Origin of the sequence: Rhodococcus sp. PAMC28707, assembly GCF_004795915.1 — a bacterium.
Lineage (GTDB): Bacteria > Actinomycetota > Actinomycetes > Mycobacteriales > Mycobacteriaceae > Rhodococcoides.
Genome location: NZ_CP039253.1, coordinates 2690301 through 2709712 on the forward strand (window position 1 = coordinate 2690301; position 19412 = coordinate 2709712).

20 protein-coding genes and 1 riboswitch are annotated in these 19412 nt (G+C 64.3%); of the genes, 19 read left to right on the top strand and 1 reads right to left on the bottom strand.

Annotated elements, in window-relative coordinates:
- The first annotated feature begins 12 nt into the window (after positions 1-12).
- The 17 genes from E5720_RS12165 (at position 13) to E5720_RS12245 (ending at position 17926) form a co-directional block, all read left to right on the top strand.
- Positions 13-1158, top strand: a complete 1146-nt coding sequence (locus E5720_RS12165) for an acyl-CoA dehydrogenase family protein (RefSeq protein WP_136170864.1) — start codon at positions 13-15, stop codon at positions 1156-1158.
- Positions 1148-2344 carry a CoA transferase gene (locus E5720_RS12170; protein ID WP_168708342.1) on the top strand — a complete coding sequence of 399 codons (1197 nt, stop codon included), beginning with the start codon at positions 1148-1150 and terminating at the stop codon, positions 2342-2344. Before E5720_RS12165 ends, E5720_RS12170 begins: the two co-directional genes overlap by 11 nt.
- A complete protein-coding gene (locus E5720_RS12175; protein WP_136170866.1) occupies positions 2341-3612 on the top strand; it encodes a CoA transferase in 1272 nt (423 codons plus the stop codon). The genes E5720_RS12170 and E5720_RS12175 overlap by 4 nt, the downstream gene beginning before the upstream one ends.
- A 43-nt stretch (positions 3613-3655) precedes the next feature.
- Positions 3656-4162 carry a MaoC family dehydratase N-terminal domain-containing protein gene (locus E5720_RS12180; protein WP_136170867.1) on the top strand — a complete coding sequence of 169 codons (507 nt, stop codon included), beginning with the start codon at positions 3656-3658 and terminating at the stop codon, positions 4160-4162.
- Between the two features lie 29 nt (positions 4163-4191).
- Entirely contained in the window at positions 4192-4632 is a 441-nt protein-coding gene (locus E5720_RS12185) for a MaoC/PaaZ C-terminal domain-containing protein (protein ID WP_136170868.1), read from the top strand.
- Positions 4632-5834, top strand: coding sequence for a thiolase family protein (locus tag E5720_RS12190; protein ID WP_136170869.1), 1203 nt, complete (start codon positions 4632-4634; stop codon positions 5832-5834). The genes E5720_RS12185 and E5720_RS12190 overlap by 1 nt, the downstream gene beginning before the upstream one ends.
- A gap of 2 nt (positions 5835-5836) precedes the next feature.
- Positions 5837-6259, top strand: coding sequence for an OB-fold domain-containing protein (locus tag E5720_RS12195; RefSeq protein WP_136170870.1), 423 nt, complete (start codon positions 5837-5839; stop codon positions 6257-6259).
- Positions 6260-6274: 15 nt separating this feature from the next.
- Complete coding sequence (locus E5720_RS12200; protein ID WP_136170871.1) at positions 6275-7075, top strand: mycofactocin-coupled SDR family oxidoreductase; 801 nt, start codon at positions 6275-6277, stop codon at positions 7073-7075.
- Positions 7072-7788 (top strand): SDR family NAD(P)-dependent oxidoreductase, encoded by a 717-nt coding sequence (locus E5720_RS12205; RefSeq protein WP_136170872.1) that lies wholly within the window; start codon positions 7072-7074, stop codon positions 7786-7788. Before E5720_RS12200 ends, E5720_RS12205 begins: the two co-directional genes overlap by 4 nt.
- Before the next feature lie 60 nt (positions 7789-7848).
- Positions 7849-9465: an NAD(P)/FAD-dependent oxidoreductase gene (locus E5720_RS12210; protein ID WP_136170873.1), complete on the top strand. Its 1617-nt coding sequence runs from the start codon at positions 7849-7851 to the stop codon at positions 9463-9465.
- Positions 9466-9743: 278 nt separating this feature from the next.
- On the top strand, positions 9744-10595 hold the full coding sequence (locus E5720_RS12215) for an IclR family transcriptional regulator (RefSeq protein ID WP_136170874.1): 852 nt from the start codon (positions 9744-9746) through the stop codon (positions 10593-10595).
- Between the two features lie 45 nt (positions 10596-10640).
- Complete coding sequence (locus tag E5720_RS12220; protein ID WP_136170875.1) at positions 10641-11942, top strand: GAF domain-containing protein; 1302 nt, start codon at positions 10641-10643, stop codon at positions 11940-11942.
- A gap of 41 nt (positions 11943-11983) precedes the next feature.
- A riboswitch (cobalamin riboswitch) is annotated at positions 11984-12133 on the top strand.
- Positions 12134-12231: 98 nt separating this feature from the next.
- Positions 12232-13227, top strand: a complete 996-nt coding sequence (locus E5720_RS12225) for an ABC transporter substrate-binding protein (protein ID WP_136170876.1) — start codon at positions 12232-12234, stop codon at positions 13225-13227.
- On the top strand, positions 13227-14315 hold the full coding sequence (locus tag E5720_RS12230; protein ID WP_136170877.1) for an iron ABC transporter permease: 1089 nt from the start codon (positions 13227-13229) through the stop codon (positions 14313-14315). The genes E5720_RS12225 and E5720_RS12230 overlap by 1 nt, the downstream gene beginning before the upstream one ends.
- Positions 14312-15079: an ABC transporter ATP-binding protein gene (locus E5720_RS12235; RefSeq protein WP_136170878.1), complete on the top strand. Its 768-nt coding sequence runs from the start codon at positions 14312-14314 to the stop codon at positions 15077-15079. Before E5720_RS12230 ends, E5720_RS12235 begins: the two co-directional genes overlap by 4 nt.
- Positions 15076-15768, top strand: coding sequence for a (2Fe-2S)-binding protein (locus E5720_RS12240; RefSeq protein ID WP_136170879.1), 693 nt, complete (start codon positions 15076-15078; stop codon positions 15766-15768). The genes E5720_RS12235 and E5720_RS12240 overlap by 4 nt, the downstream gene beginning before the upstream one ends.
- Positions 15769-15838: 70 nt before the next feature.
- The gene (locus E5720_RS12245; protein WP_136170880.1) at positions 15839-17926 is read left to right on the top strand and encodes an FUSC family protein; all 2088 of its coding nucleotides are present in this window, start codon (positions 15839-15841) and stop codon (positions 17924-17926) included.
- A 126-nt stretch (positions 17927-18052) separates the two neighbouring features.
- Here E5720_RS12245 and E5720_RS12250 read toward each other — a convergent pair whose 3' ends face one another.
- Positions 18053-18487 (bottom strand): hypothetical protein, encoded by a 435-nt coding sequence (locus E5720_RS12250; RefSeq protein WP_136170881.1) that lies wholly within the window; start codon positions 18485-18487, stop codon positions 18053-18055.
- 83 nt (positions 18488-18570) lie between these two features.
- On the opposite strand from E5720_RS12250, the gene E5720_RS12255 reads away from it, so the two are divergent.
- Positions 18571-18924, top strand: coding sequence for a plastocyanin/azurin family copper-binding protein (locus tag E5720_RS12255; protein ID WP_247595940.1), 354 nt, complete (start codon positions 18571-18573; stop codon positions 18922-18924).
- An 18-nt stretch (positions 18925-18942) separates the two neighbouring features.
- Positions 18943-19392 carry a DUF2752 domain-containing protein gene (locus E5720_RS12260; RefSeq protein WP_136170882.1) on the top strand — a complete coding sequence of 150 codons (450 nt, stop codon included), beginning with the start codon at positions 18943-18945 and terminating at the stop codon, positions 19390-19392.
- Positions 19393-19412 lie beyond the last annotated feature (20 nt).

Consider the following 19412-nt stretch of genomic DNA (forward strand, 5'->3'; position numbering starts at 1 on the left):
GAGGAGAAAGTCATGAGACTCGTTCCCACGGAGGAGCAGTCGGAATTGCGAGCGGTTCTCCGTTCGCTGTTCGTCAAGGAGTGCACGCCCGAGCTGGTGCGTGAGTGGAAAGCTGCCGGTTCCGAATCGGCCGGGACGGTGTTCCCGGACTCGCTCTGGCGCGCACTGACGGAGATGGGCGTGTTCGGTTTGGCGCTCGAAGAAGAGCTCGGCGGGGCAGGTGCCACGCTCAACGAGCTCGGCATCTTCTACTCCGAGGCCGGGCGGGCACTGTGCCCGTCCATCGTCTACAGCACGCTGGCGTTCGGCATCGCGCTGGACCGACTGGCAGGTCAGGAGATGCGCGAGCAGTACCTTCCGCGTCTCGCAGCGGGCGAACTGCGGGCCGGGGTTGCCCTCTGGGACGCCGCCGACGCGCACAAGGTGAGTCCCACCCTGACGGCGACGCGCGCTGACGGAGGCTGGACGCTGAGCGGACTCCTGCCGTTCGTAGAGAACGCGGAGCTGGCCGAACTCCTGCTCGTGACGGCCACCGCGACCGTGTTCGCGGAGCCGAACCGAGTGCTCGGCTTGCTCGCCGAGCCCGGCGGGCAAGGGTGGACGAGCACGTGGCAGCCGACTATCGCAGGTGAGCATCAGTATCGCGTCGAGCTCGACGGGCTCTTCGTGCCGGACGAGCGAGTTCTCGACGGCGGCGGGCTGGCGCTCGCCGAGGTGCGTTGGGTGGCAGACGTTGTCACCGCTTTGCAGTGCGTGGACATGGCCGGTGGCGGAGCTGCTGTACTGGAGCGGACCGTGGATTACGTGCGCACCCGCGAGCAGTTCGGTAAGCCGATCGGCATGTTCCAAGCCGTCCAGCACATCGTGGCCGACATTCACATCGCACTCGAGGCTTCGCGACTGTCCGCAGATTCGGCAGTCTGGTGGCTCGCCCGCGGAGAACATGCCGGTCGCAAGGTTGCGATTGCGAAGATGCACGCCAGCGAGGCCTACAAGTGGGCAACGCTCAACGCGCACCAGGTTCACGGCGGAATGGGTTACGTCCGAGAGACGGACCTGCATCTGTGGTCCGAGCGGGCCAAAGTATCGGAGATCCGCGGCGGTACGGCAGATGTGGCTGCACGCTGGCTAGAGGAGGAGATTGGCCTTGTCCATTGAGCAGCAAGCACTTTCAGGACTCCGTGTCATCGACCTGTCTCGGTGGGTGGCGGGTGAGTACGCGACGAAATTGTTCGCGGACTTCGGCGCGGAGGTCATCAAGATCGAACGGCCCGGCGAAGGCAGCCTGACTCGTCGCTGGGGTCCCTTCCCCGGTGACCTGCCGGATCTCGAGGCCAGCGCGCTGTTCCTGCACCTGAACACCAACAAACAGTCCGTGGCACTCGATCTGCACGACCCCGCCGATGTGGAGGTCCTGCTCACCTTGATCGAGACCGCCGACGCGGTGGTCGAGTCGTTCCGTCCAGGACATCTCGAGAGTCTCGGTATCGGTCCCGACGTGCTGCGCGCGCGGAACCCACGGCTGGTGATCACCCGTATCAGTGCCTTCGGCCAGACCGGGCCCAACCGGGACCGCGAGGCCACCGGCATCACTCTGCAGGCAGCCGGCGGCCCGATGAACGCGACGGGCGCGGCCGACCGCGCTCCGCTGCGTAAGCCGGGTCTGCTCGAGCACTACACGATCGGGCGCTCGGCGGGCGAGGCCACGATGGCCGGCATCTTCCATGCCCGGCGTACAGGTTCGGGTTCGGTGATCGATGTGTCCGGGCAGGAAGTATTGCTTGCTGGGGCAGACCGCCGCGCGTCGTACCTGCTCTCGGCGGCCTACTCGGGAATGGTGGCGCCGCGAGGTGTCCGTAGCCCGCACCGGCACGGCGCGACCTTCACCGGGCCGTTCCGCACCAACGACGGCTTCGTGATGATCTACGTGACCAACCAGGTGTTCTGGAACCGGCTGATCGATCTCGCCGGCGCCGAGGACCCGGAGTTCCACGAGCGTTTCCACAACATGCCGACCGTGAGCGGCCAGGACCGCGAGGACTTCATGGCGTACATCGAGGCCTGGTGCCTGGCGAACACCAAGATGGACCTGATGGAGCGCTGTGAGGCGGCTCGTATCCCGGTCACCGCCTTCATGGAGGTCTCGGAGTTGCTGGCACACGAGCACTTCCGCGGCCGCGGGGCGTTCACCGAGGTGGAGCATCCCGTCGCGGGAACCCTGACCTATACGGGAGCCCCGTGGCGCATGCGCAACGGCCACGCCGTGCGCACTGCAGCGCCGCTGCTGGACCAGCACGGCGCGCAGATCCGGGAGCAGAACGAGCAGAAGGCGAGCCTGGCATGAGCTATCCACTCGAAGGTATCCGCGTAGTCGATCTGACGGTCGTGTGGTCCGGTCCGGGTTCGACGGCACTGTTGGGCGATCTCGGCGCCGAGGTGATCCGGCTCGAGGGCAACAACCGCGCCAGCAGGCAGGTCTCGGCGAAGACGACCAAGGAACTGATCGCCTCCACCGGTTACCACGGCGGCACGTACCCGGACAAGGACCCGGGCGAACGGCCGTACGAGCGCACCGCGCTCTTCAATTGGCATTCACGGAACAAACTGGCCGCGTGCGCGAACCTGGAAACCCCTGAGGGGTATGCCGCCGCAATCGCGCTGCTCGAGATCAGTGATGTGCTGGTGGAGAACAACTCCAACGGCACGCTCGAGAAGCTGGGCCTGGGCCACGAGGCGCTGCTGGAGATCAACCCACGCCTGATCGTGGTGCGGATGCCGCCGATGGGAATGAGCGGACCCATGAGCGACTACCTCGGTTACGGGCCGAACTTCAACTCACTCGTCGGCATCGCAGCAATGGACGGATACGAGGGCGAAGAGCCTGATTCGGCAGGCGAGAATTACCACATGGACGAGGCGGCCCCCGCGGGCGTCGCGTTCGCGGTGATGGCAGCGCTGTGGGATCGCGAACGCACCGGGCTCGGCGGCCTCGTCGAGTTCCCGCAGGCGGAGGCCGTGATGGCGGAGATCGGCGAATTCGTCCTGGATTACCAGATGAATGATCGGAACCCACAGGTGCTCGGCAACACCGACCTGCATATGCTTCAGGACGTGTTCCTCTCCGCCGATGAGGACCGCTGGCTCGCGGTATCTGTTCGCGACGACCGGGATTGGGCCTCGATGGCAGCACTCGTCGACCCCGAAGGACTGGCCGGGATGGGCGAGACCGCCGCGTTGCGCGCGGAAAACTCCGCCGCAATCCGTGCGGTGCTGGCGGGTTGGTGCCGCAAGCGGACGGCGGAGCAGGCCGTGCAGGAACTGCAGGCCGTCGGCGTGCCGGCGGGCGAGGTCATGAGCGAAACTCGGCTGCTCGAGGATCCGCACTTGGCTGCACGCGGCTGGTTCCAGGAGCGCAGCCACCCGTCGGTGGGCACGCACCGCTACCCCGGGCACCCTTGGCGAGCAGAGGGTTTCGACCTGGCATTCGGCCGGGCGGTTCCAGGTTTCGGGGAGGACAACGAGTACCTCTACAAGGAGTTGCTCGGCTACTCCGCCGAGCAGTACGCGGATCAGGTGGCTCGTGGCTTGATCACCGACCACCAGATTGCTTGACAGACAGATGCATTCGAACACAACACAGTCAGGCGGGCAACCGATGCCAGAAATAGCAGAGTCGTTGATCCCGGACGAGGTCGCGGCCCGGATCGGAACGGTCGTCGCGACCGCGACAGGTGCTGTCGTTCAGCGCGATTGGCAGCGTTGGGCTGTATCGGTCCGCGAGGACAACCCGCTGTACTTCGACGCGGACTACGCACGCGAACACGGCTACGCCGACGTCATCTGTCCACCGCTCTACGTGCAGTACGCGATCCTCGGCGTCACCCCGATCGACACCCTGCGCGTCGACGGCTCCTCCGGTGCCGCATCCGGCAATCTGACGTTTCCTAAGTGCCCCAAGCGGATGGCGGGCGGCGAGAGCACCACGTTCCTGCGCCCCTCCTACGACGGCGATGTCATTACCTCGGTCCGCACAGTGGAGTCGATCGTGGAGAAGCGAGGCCGCTCAGGGCGTTTCGTGCTGGTGACGTGGAAGACCGCGTACACCAATCAACGACGCGAACTGGTCGCCGAAGCAACGACGTCGATGATCGCGCGGCCATGAGAGAAGGAAAAGAGTTGAGGGAGAACGCGATGGCAGGCCAGCTGCACTTCGAAGACGTCACGGTAGGGGATCAGATCACCACCCTGCGCACGAGCGTCGACGAGATCCAGATGTTCTTGTTCAGTGCTGCGACGTACAACGCGCACCGGATCCATTACGACAAGTCCTGGGCAGTGGATGTCGAGGGTTACTCGGGGCCATTGGTACAGGGGCCACTACAGGCCGCACTACTGGCTCGTGCCGTCACCGATTGGATCGGCGGCGCCGGCACCTTGGTGACGTACTCGGCCCAGAACCGTGCCGTGGCCTTCGCCGGCCAGGAACTGGACTTCGTGGGAACGGTGACGGCCAAGCGCGAGGAAGACGGACGCGCGTTGGTGGACTTGGAGATTCGCGGTGAGCGCGACGGCGAGCTGCTGATGCCGGGCACCGCCACGGTCACCCTGCCACGCCGGACCGAGGCTGCGTGATGAGCGGACTACGCGGCGAAGCAGCCATCCTCGGCTTCTGCGAGCTGCCCTCTCAGCGGAAACAGACTCGACCGGAGCAGTTCACCATCGAGCAGTGGGCGACGCTGTCGAAGATGGCGATCGACGACGCGGGCATCGACGCCTCACAGGTCGACGGCATCGTCGCGCACGGCCTGGCGGAGTCGGACATGTTCGTCCCGGCCACGCTGTCGGAATACCTGGGAATGCCGTTGAACTTCGGCGAGCGGGTGGACCTCGGCGGCGCCACTGCAGCAGGCATGGTGTGGCGTGCGGCTGCGGCCGTGGAGTTGGGCCTGTGTGAATCCGTGCTCGTGGTGGTCCCGGGCTCGTACATGTTGCCGCGCTCGCAGCAACGCCCGGCCAAGGATCCCGGTTACTTCGGCGCGTCGAGCAACAACTTCGGCTCACCTCAGGCGGAGTTCGAGATCCCCTATGGCAACCTCGGGCAGAACGCGCCGTACGCGCAGATCGCTCGGCGCTACGCCGCCGAGTTCGGCTACGACCCGGAGGCGACCGCGAAGATAGCCGTCGACCAGCGGACGAACGCGTGTGCCACCCCCGGTGCGGTGTTCCACGGTAAGCCGATCACTCTCGACGACGTGCTTGCGAGCCCGATGATCGCGGATCCCATCCGGATGCTCGAGGTCGTCATGCGGGTGCAGGGCGGCGCGGGTGTGATCGTCGGCAACGCCGACGTGGCGCGCAAGTCGAAGAACCGTCCCGTGTGGGTCAAGGGCTTCGGCGAGCGGATCTCGTTCAAGACTCCCACTTACGCCGAGGATATGGTCCGCACGCCCATCAAGGCGGCTGCGGACAGAGCCTTCGCGATGGCGGGCGTCGAGCGCTCCGACATCGACGTGGCGTCGATCTACGACTGCTACACGATCACCGTGCTGATGAGTCTGGAAGATGCAGGGTTCTGCGAGAAGGGCACCGGCATGGAGTGGGTCAAGCAGCGCGACCTGACCTTCCGCGGCGACTTCCCGCTGAACACCGCAGGCGGCCAGCTCTCCTTCGGGCAGGCAGGCATGGCAGGCGGCATGCACCACGTGGTCGACGGCGTCCGGCAACTGATGGGACGAGCAGGCGAGGCACAGGTCGAGGACTGCAACACCGCGTTCGTCACCGGCAACGGCGGAATCATGAGCGAGCAGGTCGCTTTGATCCTGCAAGGAGAATGAGTATGAGCACCGCAGAAAAGCCGTTTCCCGAGCCCACCCCGGTCACCAAGCCATTCTGGGACAGCCTCCGCGAGCACCGGATCGAGATCCAGTACTCGCCGTCCTCGGACGAGTACGTGTTCTATCCGCGGGTGCTGGCACCGCGGACCCTGGCCGACGATCTCGAATGGCGCGAGATCACCGGGCTGGGCACGCTTTACACCTACACCGTGGCCGATCGCCCGACTGCGCCGCCATGGGCGGACTCGCTCCCACAGATCCTGGCCGTCGTTCAGTGGGACGTGGGCCCGCGGCTGAGCACGGAAATGGTGGAGGTCGACCCGGCAGACCTGGAAATCGGCATGCGCGTCGAGCCGGTGTTCTGCGACTATCCCGACCGCGACATCACGCTCCTGCGTTACCGCCCTGTCGCCAACCGAGACTGACGAGAGGAGTCACAGATGTCACGGATGGCAGGCAAGGTCGCGTTGATCACCGGCGCAGGCGGAGGAATGGGCCGTATGCACGCGGTGCGGTTGGCCCAGGAGGGCGCGGACATCATCGCGCTCGATCTCGTCGAGGCAGGCCTTGCCGAGACAGCGGCGCTCGTTCGGGCCGAGGGCCGTCGAACCGTCACCGGTGTTGCGGACGTGCGAGATCTGGCCGCGACGAAGGATGCAGTCGCACTCGGGGTGGCCGAGCTCGGCAGGTTGGATACGGTGGTCGCCAATGCCGGAGTGACCGAGAACGTCGGCCCGTCGTGGACGATCGACGAGACTCTGTGGGAGCGGTCGATGGCCGTCAACCTCACCGGGGTCTGGCACACCGTGCTGGCGGGCGTGGCGGCGTTGGAGGTCGCCGGCGGTTCGGTGATCATCATCAGCTCGACGGCCGGCATCAGCGCGGCCCCCGGCGCCTCGCACTACAGCGCAGCCAAACATGCGGTGGTCGGACTGGCCAGGACGCTGGCCAACGAGCTCGGCCCGCAGTCGATTCGCGTCAATACCGTCCACCCAGGCGCGGTGGACACGGCGATGACACTCAACCCGGCCACGTTCGCCCGGCTTCGCCCGGACCTTGCGGATCCAACAGTCGAGGACGTCGTCGATGTGCTCGCCGCGCGGCACCTGTTGCCGGTGCCGTGGGTGGAGTCGGTGGATGTGAGCAACGCGGTGGTGTTCTTGGCCTCGGACGAGGCGCGGTACATCACCGGTACGCAACTGGTGGTCGACGCCGGACTTACCCAGAAAGCGATGTCATGAGTGGGCGATTGGCGGGCAAGACGGCATTGATCACCAGCGGAGCCCGGGGGATCGGACGCGCGCAGGCGGTGCGATTCGCTCAGGAGGGTGCCGACCTGATCGTGGTGGACTGTTGCACCGCGGTAGTGCACTCGACGACCCCTGCCGCAAGCAGCGAGGACCTGGCGGAGACTGTCCGACAGGTCGAACTGCTCGGGCGACGGATCGTCGCCATCGAGGCCGATGTCCGCGAGCAGGGCGCGCTCGATGCGGCGTTGGCCCGCGGCGTCGGCGCACTCGGTCGGCTCGACATCGTCTGCGCCGGCGCCGGCATCAGTTCCACCGGCAAGACGATGGAGCTCTCGGCTCAGGTCTGGCAGACGATGCTGGATGTGAACCTCACGGGGATGTGGAAGACCTGCAAGGCCGCTGTTCCACACCTGATCGAGGGCGGGCGCGGTGGTTCGCTCGTCCTGGTCAGCTCCACGGCAGGCGTGCGGGGCCTGAACGGCATGGGCCACGTCGCCGCGGCCGAGCACGGGCTGGTCGGACTGATGCGATCGCTGGCGAAAGAGCTCGCGCCGCACAGTATCCGAATCAACATCGTGAACCCGCCCATGAGCACGGACGGAAGGGCGAGCCAGGACATCGCCGACGTGAGCCTGTTCCTGGCCTCCGACGAGGCCCGCTCCATCACCGGGATCACGATGCCTCTCGACATGGCCTACGCGTGAGAGCCCGGTGACCGGCGTGCCTGTCGAACCAACACACTCTTCAGAAAGAAGGAATCGATCATGACGCGAACCAATGTGGACGTGGTGGTTGTCGGAGCCGGCCTGGCCGGCCTGTACGCGATGCACAAGTTCCGCGGGCAGGGACTCGACGTCCAGGGCTTCGAAGCAGCTTCCGACGTCGGTGGCACGTGGTACTTCAACCGCTACCCGGGTGCTCGCTGCGATGTGGAAAGCGTCGACTACTCGTATTCCTTCGACGATGAACTGCAGCAGGAGTGGGACTGGTCCGAGCGCTATGCCACGCAGCCAGAAATCCTGGCATACCTCGAACACGTCGCGGACCGATTCGACCTGCGTAGCGGCTTCGAGTTCGACACCCGAGTGGTGTCCGCGACGTTCGACGAACAGGCCGCACGGTGGAACATCGTCACCGACAAGGGTGAGAAGGTGACGGCGAGATTCTGTGTGTTGGCCACCGGCGCGCTGTCCACGACGAACCTGCCGAACATCCCGGGCCGCGACAGCTTCGGCGGCGAGATCCTGCATACCGGCGACTGGCCGCGCACCGGTGTCGATTTCGCCGGAAAGCGGGTCGGTGTCATCGGCACCGGATCCTCGGGCATCCAGTCCATCCCGTTGATCGCCGAGCAGGCAGCGACGCTGCACGTCTTCCAGCGCACCCCGAACTTCTCCGTGCCCGCGAGCAACCGTCCGCTGGACGAAGAGACTCGCCGTGAGCAGAAGGCGACCTACGCCGAGCGCCGACGCAAGAGTTGGGCCAGCGGTGGTGGTTCCCCCTTCGTCTCGAATCCGAAGAGTGCGCTCGAGGTCCCGGCGGATGAGCGGGAAGCGGAGTTCGAGCAGTATTGGGAGCTCGGCGGGGTGTTGTTCGCCAAGACTTTCGCGGACCAGATGAGCGACATCGAGGCCAACAACCTGGCCCGAGGCTTCGCCGAGCGCAAGATTCGCGCCGTCATCGAAGATCAGGCTGTCGCCGACGTACTGATCCCTACGGACCACCCGATCGGGTCCAAGCGAATCGTCACCGACTCCGGCTACTTCGCGACGTACAACCGCGACAACGTCACGTTGGTGAACCTCCGCGAGGCCCCGATCACCGCCATCGACGAGACGGGCATCGCGACTGCCGGCGCGCACTACGACCTGGACATGATCGTGTTCGCCACGGGCTTCGACGCGATCACCGGTTCACTGGACCGCATCGACATCCGTGGACGCGACGGGGTACTGCTGCGTGAGAAATGGACGGCAGGACCGCAGACACTGCATGGCATCGCCGCGGCCGGCTTCCCCAACCTGTTCCTGATCACCGGCCCCGGCAGCCCCGGTGTGCTGGCAAACATGGTGCTGGGCTCCGAGCAGCACGTGAACTGGATCGCCGACGCGATCGCGTACGTCGATAGTAACGATTACGCGATCATCGAGGCAGGCGAGCAAGCTGCTGCGGACTGGATGTCCGAGTGTGCCGCCGTCGCCGCGAAAACGTTGTTCCCTCAGGCCAACTCCTGGTACATGGGTGCAAATATCGAGGGCAAGCCGCGCGTCTTCATGATGTATGCGGGTGGTTTCGGCAACTACGGCAAGAAGATCGCGGAGGTTGCTGCGGAGGGATACAAGGGGTTCGAACTCACCGTGCTCGCTGCAAGTCAGCAGTGACGTCACGGCGGGTCCGCACTGGCGACGCGGACCCGCTTGACGGTGATCTGAATCTCTCTTACTCTTTGGCAGGTATGAGATACCAAGTATCACTCAGTGATTCATGTCGACGGGTCGAGTCGGTTTGCAGACCGAAGGTGGTGCCCCGAACCTCACCTTTCGTTCGCCGGTGAATCTTCCCAAGCCGAATTTTCCATTTCCCTCTGGGTACACTCGTACATCCCGACCGAGACACCCAAAGCTGCTGAGTCGACTCGAAACTTATCTGGGGGAGTGTCATGACCATCGTTGACTCGAACGACACAATGTTCGCCGGCCGGGCAATCGCCGCGCAGTCCAAGACGGACCTGCCGCCGTCGATGGTCGAACGCATGACACTGATCCTCGACGCGTTCGGGGGTAAAGCAGCCCGGCTGACCCTCGAAGAGATTTCGGTCTGCACCCAGCTCCCGAGGTCCACCGTTCACCGCATTCTCGATCAACTCGTAAGGCTCGACTGGGTGGATCACGCTTCGGTCGGGTATGGCCTCGGTGCACGTGCGCTCGGGCTCGGCCGCGGCGACGGCGGACACAGTGAGATTCGTGAGGTTGCTGCGCCGATTCTGCACGAGCTGCACATGCAGACCGGGATGGTCGTTCATCTATCTGTTCTCGACGGATCCAAAAGCGTCTGCCTCGACAAGGTCGGTGGACGGTTCGCTGCCGCGCTGCCGTCCCGCGTCGGTGGCCGGGCCGCGTCGCACGCGACGGCCGGTGGGAAGGCGATGTTGGCGTGGCTGGATCCCGAGCATGTAGACACCTTGTTCGGCGCGACCCTTCCTCGCTTCACCGACAAGACCATCACCGAGCGGGCGGTCCTCCATCTGGAGTTGAACCGCATTCGTCAGCGCCAGGGGCTGGCGTTCGGTCTCGAAGAGGCGGTCCGTGGGATCTCATGCGTGGGGTCTGCGATTCGTGGTTACGAAGGCCCGGCCGGTGGTATCGCGCTGTGTGGAGAGACGCGGAACGCACAACTCGAGCGAGTGGCACCTTTGGTCGTGGACGCCGCTCGTGAGGTTTCGCGCACTCTGTTCCCCAAACGCGGAGCGCCCCGCAGTGCCCGCAAGGCGCCCTCGACGCGAGCGAACTGACCCCACCTCTGCACTTCTATGTGAGCTGGCGCACAATTGTCGGCAATGACTCAGTCGACAGGTCCCGAGCCTGCGCTGGCGGCAGGTGAGGATCCACGCCGCTACGCGCGGATACTGACGGCCGTCTACGACGCGACGATGGCAGGCGGCAAGGGTCCCGCCCGGCCGCGCGAGGTGATCGGTGATTCGTGGCGGCGGTTGCAGACTCTCGGTATCGATCCCGAACAAAAATCCATCTCACCCTCACTTGTAGACATCTCCGATCTCGAGCTGAGCCGTCGTGATTCGGGTCTGATCGACGTACTCGACGATCTGGCTCGAGGGCTGGAATCGGTCGTTCAGGACGGAAACAACATTCTCGTTGTGGCCGACCGTCACGGGCGGGTGTTGTGGCGCAGTGGATCTACGGCAGTGCTCGATCGCGCCGACGGACTCGGGTTCGTCGAGGGTGCCAGCTGGGCCGAGGACTCGGTGGGTACCAATGCGATCGGAACTGCGTTGGTTTCGCGCCGAGCAGTACAGATTTTTTCCGCCGAACACTATGTGCGAAGCCATCATCCATGGACGTGTGCGGGTGCGCCGATCAAGGACCCGCGGACCGGTCAGGTGATCGGCGCGGTCGATGTCAGTGGGCCTGCGAGTAGCGTGCATCCGACCACGCTCGCGCTTGTGGATGCCATTGCCCGTCTTGCTGAATCCCAACTGCGCGAGCATCATCGGCAGAATTTGGATCTGCTGCGCTCGGTCGCGGCCCCCATGCTCGCTCGGTTACATTCCCCCGCATTGGCGGTCGACGCCAACGGGTGGGTAGCGGCCACCTCGTCCGTCGCGTTGCGCACTCGAGTTCTGTTGCCCGAGGATCTGGCCACGGGGAGATTCTGGATGCCGACGCTCGGTGTGTGTGACGTCGAGCCCTTGCCCGGTGGATGGCTCGTCCGGCCGACCGGGGTGGCGGAGAGGGCATCCATCTCCGAGACCGCCGGTGCCACCACGGTCCGTATCGATCTACGCCATCCGCAGCACACGCGGGTACAGATCCGTAGCGAGGTCGGGGAATGGACACACGAGCCGACGCCGCGTCACGCAGAGATTCTCTACCTGCTGGCAGTCCATCGGGAGGGGCGGACCGCGGCACAGATGGCGGCGGATCTCTTCGGAGACGGCGGAAGGGCGATCACCGTCAGGGCGGAAATGTCGCGTCTACGCAAGCAGCTGTCCGGTGTGGTCATGACCCAGCCCTACCGGTTCGACGCGTCGGCGACCGTCGAAATTTTGCTGCCGGAGGACATCAGCAGATTGCTGCCGCATTCTTCGGCACCCGCGGTTCGGTCACGACGTATCAGCTGACGGAATGTGTGGGCCTCGGTAGGCGCGCTCGACCGCTGCCGAAGCCTCTCGTGCATACTGCTGGACGAAGCACTTAGCAAGCCAGTCGTAGGGGGAAGCCGGTCGAAATCCGGCGCTGACCCGCAACGGTGGGCTGTCTCCTCTCGTGGAGATGGCAAGTCCGATTACCCAGCGGCTGTGTGTGCGACACCTATTCGTCGTGGTCTACGAATCGGCAGTCCTGCGCGTGGTTGATTTTGCTGCGCGTCGACTCTCAATTTCGTGGCTCTGAGCTCCAAGTGAGGTTCATATGTCACCATCTACTCCCTCCATCGTCCGAATTGTCGCGGTCGGTTCTGCAGCCGCGTTGCTCTTCGCGGGCTGTTCGCGTGGCGACTCGATAGACGCCACCTCGGCCGCGGCGGCGTTCGACGAGCCGGTCACCATTTCCAATTGCGGCCTCGCCCAGCAGTTCGATGCCCCTCCGCAACGCATCATTTCCATGAACGACCACGTCACCGAGGTGCTCATCGAGATGGGTGCCGCGGATCGGATCGTCGGGATGGGCTATCAGAACGCCACCCCGACTGCGGAGACGGCAGCTGCATTCGAACGAATCACCGGCCTCGCCGACGAATACCCGACGAAAGAACAGATCCTCGATCTCGACCCGGACCTCGTCGTGGGCGGCATGCGAAGTGCCTTCAACGACAAGAAGGGCCGCTCCCGGGAATCGTTCACCGACGTCGGCGTCGCGACGTTCCTGTTCTCCGAGTATTGCGGATCGGGATTCCCCGACATCGGGATGCTCGAGAAGGACTACACCCAACTCGGTGAAATCCTGGGAACCGAGGACGCAGCGAAAGACGTCACCGACGGCGTCGTGTCGGGGCTTGATGCAGTAAGCGAGAAATTGACCGGCGTGGCTCCGACCCCGACGTTCTTCTACGACTCCGGTGAAGACGTTCCCTCGACCATCGGGGGCGTCGGCGTCGGGCAGGTCATCGCTGACTACGCCGGGGCGGAAAACATCTTCCCCGAAGGCGAGCGGCCCTACCTGGACACGACGTGGGAGATCATCGGCGAACGCGCACCACAGGCGATCGTCGTCCTCGACTACGGCGATACCTCCGCGCAGGGCAAGATCGACTTCCTGAAAAGTCAACCGATCATGGCGACGACGCCTGCCGTCCAACGCGACAACTTCATCGTCGTACCGCTCGACGACTTCTTCGAGAGCCCGCGACTGGTGACGAGCGTGGACACCATCGCACGCGCACTGCACCCGGACCGGTTCCAGGACTGATGGCCACCGCCGTCGAAACCCGCACTGCGCCTTCCGAATCCACGTCGACTCGACGCTCACGCTTTCCGCTCGGCGTAATTCTTGCACTGCTGATCGTCGGTCTTCTGGCTGCAATCGCAGCGGCAGCATCGTTCGGGTCGGTACGGATTCCCGTCGGTGACGTCTGGGCGATCGTGATGCACAAGGTGATGCCGGGAACGTTCGAATCCTGGTGGACCGAGGCCCGCGCAGTGATCGTCCTCGACTCCAGACTTCCGCGGTCGTTGACTGCAGCGGTCGTCGGTGCCTCGCTTGCTATCGCGGGCGGTGTCGCACAGGCCGTCACACGTAACCCGCTTGCCGATCCGTATCTGCTGGGAGTGTCCTCGGGAGCGGGCTTCGGCGTCGTGTTGGTGATGACGCTGGGAATCGGGGCAGGTGCACTGGGAGTTTTCACCATCCCGGCAGCGGCATTCATCGGGGCGATGATCCCGTTGTTCCTGGCATTGTTGATCGGTGGCAGGTACCCACAGTCGACGGCAATCGTCCTCGTCGGCGTCGCCTTGGGCGCCGTGTTCTCGGCGTTGATCACGTTCACTCTTCTGGTATTCGCCGACGAACACACCCTGAGTGGTGTTTTGCATTGGCTTGCAGGAGGATTCGGCGACGCGCGTTGGTCGACGTTGACTTTCCCCACGATCGCGCTCCTGGTGGTCGGCACAGTGCTGTTGCTCAGTGCGCCGCGTATGGACCTGCTCAAAACAGGTGACGACGGCGCCGCCGCTCTGGGATTGAATGTGCAGCGATTCCGTGTACTTCAGCTCCTGGCCGTCTCGATGCTTGCCGGTGCTGCCGTATCCGTCGGTGGCGGAATCGGTTTCGTGGGTTTGCTCGTACCTCATCTCGCGGGATACATCGTCGGTACCAGGGCCATCAGACTGCTTCCTGTGGCGGCCATGCTCGGGGCGATCGCGTTGGTAGGGGCAGACACACTTGCACGATCGGTTTCCAGCAGCACCGAGGTGCCGGTCGGAGTGGTCACCGCACTGGTCGGCGCACCGATCTTCGTGTTCATGCTCTCTCGTCAGTACGGAAGGGCCCAGCGATGACTCTGTCGATACACGAGGTCACTGCCCGGCTCGGATCGCGAGAAGTGTTGCACGGCATTAATTTCAGTGTCCGTCCCGGGGAAATTCTGGGACTCGTCGGACCCAACGGATCAGGTAAGACCACGGCGCTGCGCTGCTGCTACCGGGCGTTGACACCGGCGTCCGGGTCCGTCCTCGTCGACCATATCGACGCACGGTCGATGAAGCGCGCGGAACTCGCGCGGACCGTCGGCGTCGCATCGCAGGAACCCGAGGCGTCCGTCGGACTGACGGTCCGAGAATCGGTCGCGCTCGGGAGGGTGCCGCACCGCGGTTGGTTCTCGCCCCCGACCGCATCCGACGACGAGGTAGTGACATCCTGCCTGCGCCGGTTGGAGTTGTTCGGTCTGGCCGACCGTGACGTCGGGGCATTGTCCGGCGGTGAGCGGCAACGCGTTTCCATTGCCCGCGCACTGGCTCAACAGCCACGAATTCTGCTGCTCGACGAGCCGACCAACCATCTCGATCTGCGCCACCAACTCATAGTCATGAGCGCCATTGCCGACCTGGCTGCCGACGGGCTCGCTATCGTCATCACTGTGCACGATCTGCGTCTGGCCGTCGAGTACTGCTCCTCGCTGGCGGTTCTCGACGGCGGATCCGTCGTCGCTTCGGGCCCGACTCCCGAGGTTCTGACCGACACGTTGCTGGCGGAGGTGTTCGGCATTCGCGCGACGGTCCGTACCCATCCGAGGCCCGTCATCGACGTACACGGGCTGGCATGAGCGTCTATGCGCGTGCCGCGGCGCGAATACCAGGGTTCGGTGAATACCTCGAAGGGCCGTTCGATCTTCCCGCGTCGTTGATGCTCGACGCCGACTGGATACGGGCTCGCGTCGTCGACACCGGAGTGCGGTGGAACTGCGTCGACGATCGGGTCAACGGCACCCTGTGGTGGTATTCGGCGAGCTCGACGCTCGCCTTCGTTGCTGTCGCCACCGCGATGGTGACCGATGAGGCCGCAGATCCAAGCCTCGATACCGCACACTGCTTCCTGCGGCCCAACGGCTACCTGGGTGGGGTGAGAACCGAGCGGACCATCTCGACCGAGCAACTGGCACCCGCACTGGACGCAACGTTCGCGGGCATTATCGACGTACTCGCCGAGGCCTCGGGCGCACGTCGACGGGCATTGTGGGCAATTGCCACGGACTCGATCGCCAACCGCAGCCTCGACGTGGGGGCCGCGCTCGGCGACAGAACCGTCGGCAGTCGCTTCGCTATGTCGTTGATCGCGAATATGCAGGAAACGCTGCCGTCGCCGAGATTTGTCGACGTGGGGGGCCGCCGGTTCACCCAGCGCTGCTCGTGCTGCCTTTTGTACGAGACCGCGGGAGCCGACAAATGCACCAGCTGCCCTCGACGAACGCCGGCGGATCGTCGGCGTGGACTCGAACGAGCCGCCCGCTACTAGAGCTCGAGCGATACGACCACACTGTCCACCGATTGTGCGGCCAATGTAGGCGGGGCCGCATAATCGGTGGATGGCAGTTCGTTTCTTGCACGAGACGTCGCGTTTTCTTGCCGTCTCCGACCCCGGCAGGCTTCGGCTGCGCAGTGCAACGGCAACGACGCTGACCTTGGTTCTCGCCATTGCATTTCTTCTACCGGCGTCGAATCTGGTCGGTCAACCGATCACGGTCGCGCTGTTGGGCTCCGTCGTTGCGATGCAGTCGGCTGCGGCGGTGAAGGACAAGGACCAGCGCAGCCGCGTCGTCACCACCCTGCTGCTGTTCTTCCCGGCCGCCGCTGCAGTCTCGCTCTCGGCGATCCTGTCGCAGTTCGGCCCGGTTGCCGATGTCGGATTCATCATCGTGCTTTTCGCCGCCGTTTGGGTCAGGCGGTACGGCCCACGAGGAACTGCCCTGGGCATGGTGGCCTTCATCTGCTATTTTTTTGCCCTTTTCCTGCGTGCGCAGCCAAGCCAGATTCCAATTTTCTTGGTATCGATCGCGTGCGGTGTCGCGATATCGCTGCTCGTTCGGACGGTGATCCTCCCAGAGCGGCCAGGGGTCGAACTGCGAAGGCTTGTGCGCGCACTTCGGGCTGCGTCGATAGATGTGCTCGAGGTCGCGTCGAACCGGAGCGAGCGTGATCTCGTGACATTGCGCAAGAAGCTGGACCGGCTCGGCCGCACCGCCCTGATGATCGACGACTGGCTCGACCACAACGACGCGGCCCAACTTTTCAGCGTCACCAGCGACGACCTCTCACTACGAATCTTCGATGCGCAGATCGCCACCGAACAGTTGGTGAGTGCACTCTGGGCGCTCGATTCGAACGAGCCATGGCCGGAACCGCTCGGTGAGGCTACGACCGCCCTCGGTTCGAGCCTGCAGAACAACCCATCGGAAAATCAACTGCGTGCGGCGCGACGTCTCGCTACGGCGGCGGCCGACAAGGCGGACCCGTCGACCAAGGCAGGAATCGCTACGGCGGTTGCTATGCGAGCTGTGCAGGCCCACATTGCAATCCAAAACATCACCAGCAATGCGTTGCTCGAGGATCCAAAATCCCCAGTGGAGAAAAAGGAGGATGTCGCCGACCCCGTTACCGACGGCGATGAATCCGCTGGTCTGAATCCCAGCACGAAGGCCGCCATTCAGGTTGCTGTAGCCACCAGTGCTGCAACGATTCTCGGCGAGCTCATCTCGCCCGATCGCTGGTACTGGGCAGTCCTGACAGCGTTCCTGGTGTTCACCGGAGCATCGACGCGCGGTGAGATCCTCTCCCGTGCCAGCCATCGAGTCGTCGGAACCATCGCCGGAGTTCTTGCTGGAGTGGTGTTGTCCGCCCTTGTCGGACCTGATCGACCACTCCAACTCGTACTACTGGTCGTATGCGTGTTCTGTGCGTTCTACCTCGTCACCGTTGCCTACGCGCTGCTCTCGTTCTTCATCACAGTGATGCTTGCGATGTTGTACGGCCTTCTCGGAACCTTCAGTCTCGAGGTGCTCGAACTACGAATCTACGAAACCGCCGCGGGAGGGCTGGTCGGCATCGCGTCGGCGTATTTCGTCTTCTCCACCGGAACACGATCGACGCTGGTGACGAAGGTCGAGAATTACCTCGACCGGATGTCGACGATCATCGACTCGAGTATCGATTCCGTCGTCGAACCCGGAAGTGCGACGAACCTCGTCGCCGACGTACGCAAGCTCGACAACGCGTTGAAAGAGCTCATGACGGCAGGAAAACCGCTGGAGCTGGGCCCGACCACCCGCACTCGCAGGGGCACCAAGCGGTTGCTGCGGATCATGGCGGTCAGCAACCGATCCGGACATGCACTCGCCAGAGCCGGAGTCGGCGCAGCACGCGCCGAACCGGAATCGAGACCGTCCGAGGCAACGACGTTGGCGATTCGGGAGGCCGCGGAAGTCACGAAATCTACGATCGGCGACGTCAAACGAGCCCTCGCGGGTGAACACGTCGAGCCGCCGGAGAAACTCACCGAGACTTCCGCCCACGACGTCATGCTCGAGTCCAAGACCACCTCTGGATCCGTGCGTAGCGCGGTCCGCGCGCTGGGTACCTTGAATCGCACGATGGGGGAAGCTCTCAGCCGCGGCTGACGGTGGACGCCCGTGATGCGCTCGACGAGTGGACAACCACTATCGGGTCTGCGGTCCTCGCGATTCCTCCGGGGGTCGAGGACGGCGGCTATCTCCGCGAGCCGGTGTTCCGATAGCTCCGAGAATCTAAGGAACCCACCAGTGACCGTTGCCGCGGACGATCGTCCAGCCGCCCGGGATGTCGGTCCACGCGGAGACATCACCAGATCCGGTGCGGATCGGCCCGGTGTCCAGCGGTCCGGGGAATGCGACGCCACCTACCTGGGTGGTGTTGTTGAACCAGTTGATGGCGCAGTTGCACCAGTTGTTGAGGGAGAAGTCGGTCAAGCCGGGGAGTGCGGGATCGACCCGGACGAAGATCGGTTGGTTGATGAACACCTGATCGAGCCGCCATTGGAGAACCCCTGCCGGATCGAAGCCGACGGTTGGGCTGATCTCCCCTGCAGGCACGAAGCGTGCAGGCGCTGCTTGCGCGGTGGCCGACCCCATCAGTGAAGCGACGAGGACGAACAGGAGGGAGAACAGGGCAGCTGCGCTGCTGCGGCCGCGTCGCTCGGTCATGGGTGGTGCCTCTCGCAGGGGTGAACTTCCGCGATGATGTTACCCGAGCTCAGGACCACCCACCTGCCGGTAGCCTCGGTGTAGTGAAAACTTCGAGGGCCATCTCAGGGTGTATCGCATCGGCATTCGTCTTCGCATCTCTGATCGGCTGTTCGTCCCCTGAACCCGAACAAGCTCCGGCGTCGGTGGCGAACCAGGTGACGGTGAAAGACCGCACCTACTCGCCTTCGAGCATCACCGTCGGCGTCGGCGACACGGTGACCTGGGTGTTCGACGACGGTGGCATCACGCACGACGTCGTCGCCGATGACAAGTCGTTCCGTAGCCCGCTGATGACCTCGAATACGTTCACCCACAAGTTCACCGAGCCGGGAACGTACACGTATCACTGCACCCCGCACCCGGACATGATGGGAACCGTTGTCGTTCAGGGCTGAGTTGTAGTAGTTGGTCGGATGACCTGGGCTCGCATCACCGATATCGTGGAACAGGTGATCTCACTCGATCTGCGTAGGGGGACAAGAGCGCCGCTGACTGTCGGCGGTCTTGCCGTCGCGGCCGGGGCTTTGTTGTACGTCCGGGACCCACGGACGTCGACTTATCTTCCGTGCCCGATCCATGCCGTCACCGGGTTGTGGTGTCCGGGGTGTGGCACGACGCGGGCCCTCGGTGACCTGGTGCGCGGTGACCTCTACTCCGCCCTGACTACGAACGCGCTGGCCGTCGGACTCGTCGCCGTGGGTGTCGTGGTGTGGGGCGTGTGGCTGCGCGCACGTGCCCGCGGAACGGTCTTACGCAGCCGGCGCCCGCCGACGTGGCTGTTCGTCGCGAGTGTCGCCGTCGTACTGGCGTTCACGATTCTGCGCAACATCCCAGTCGGCAGTTGGCTCGCGCCGGCGTCGTAGTTGTCCGCTCTTGGTCTTCC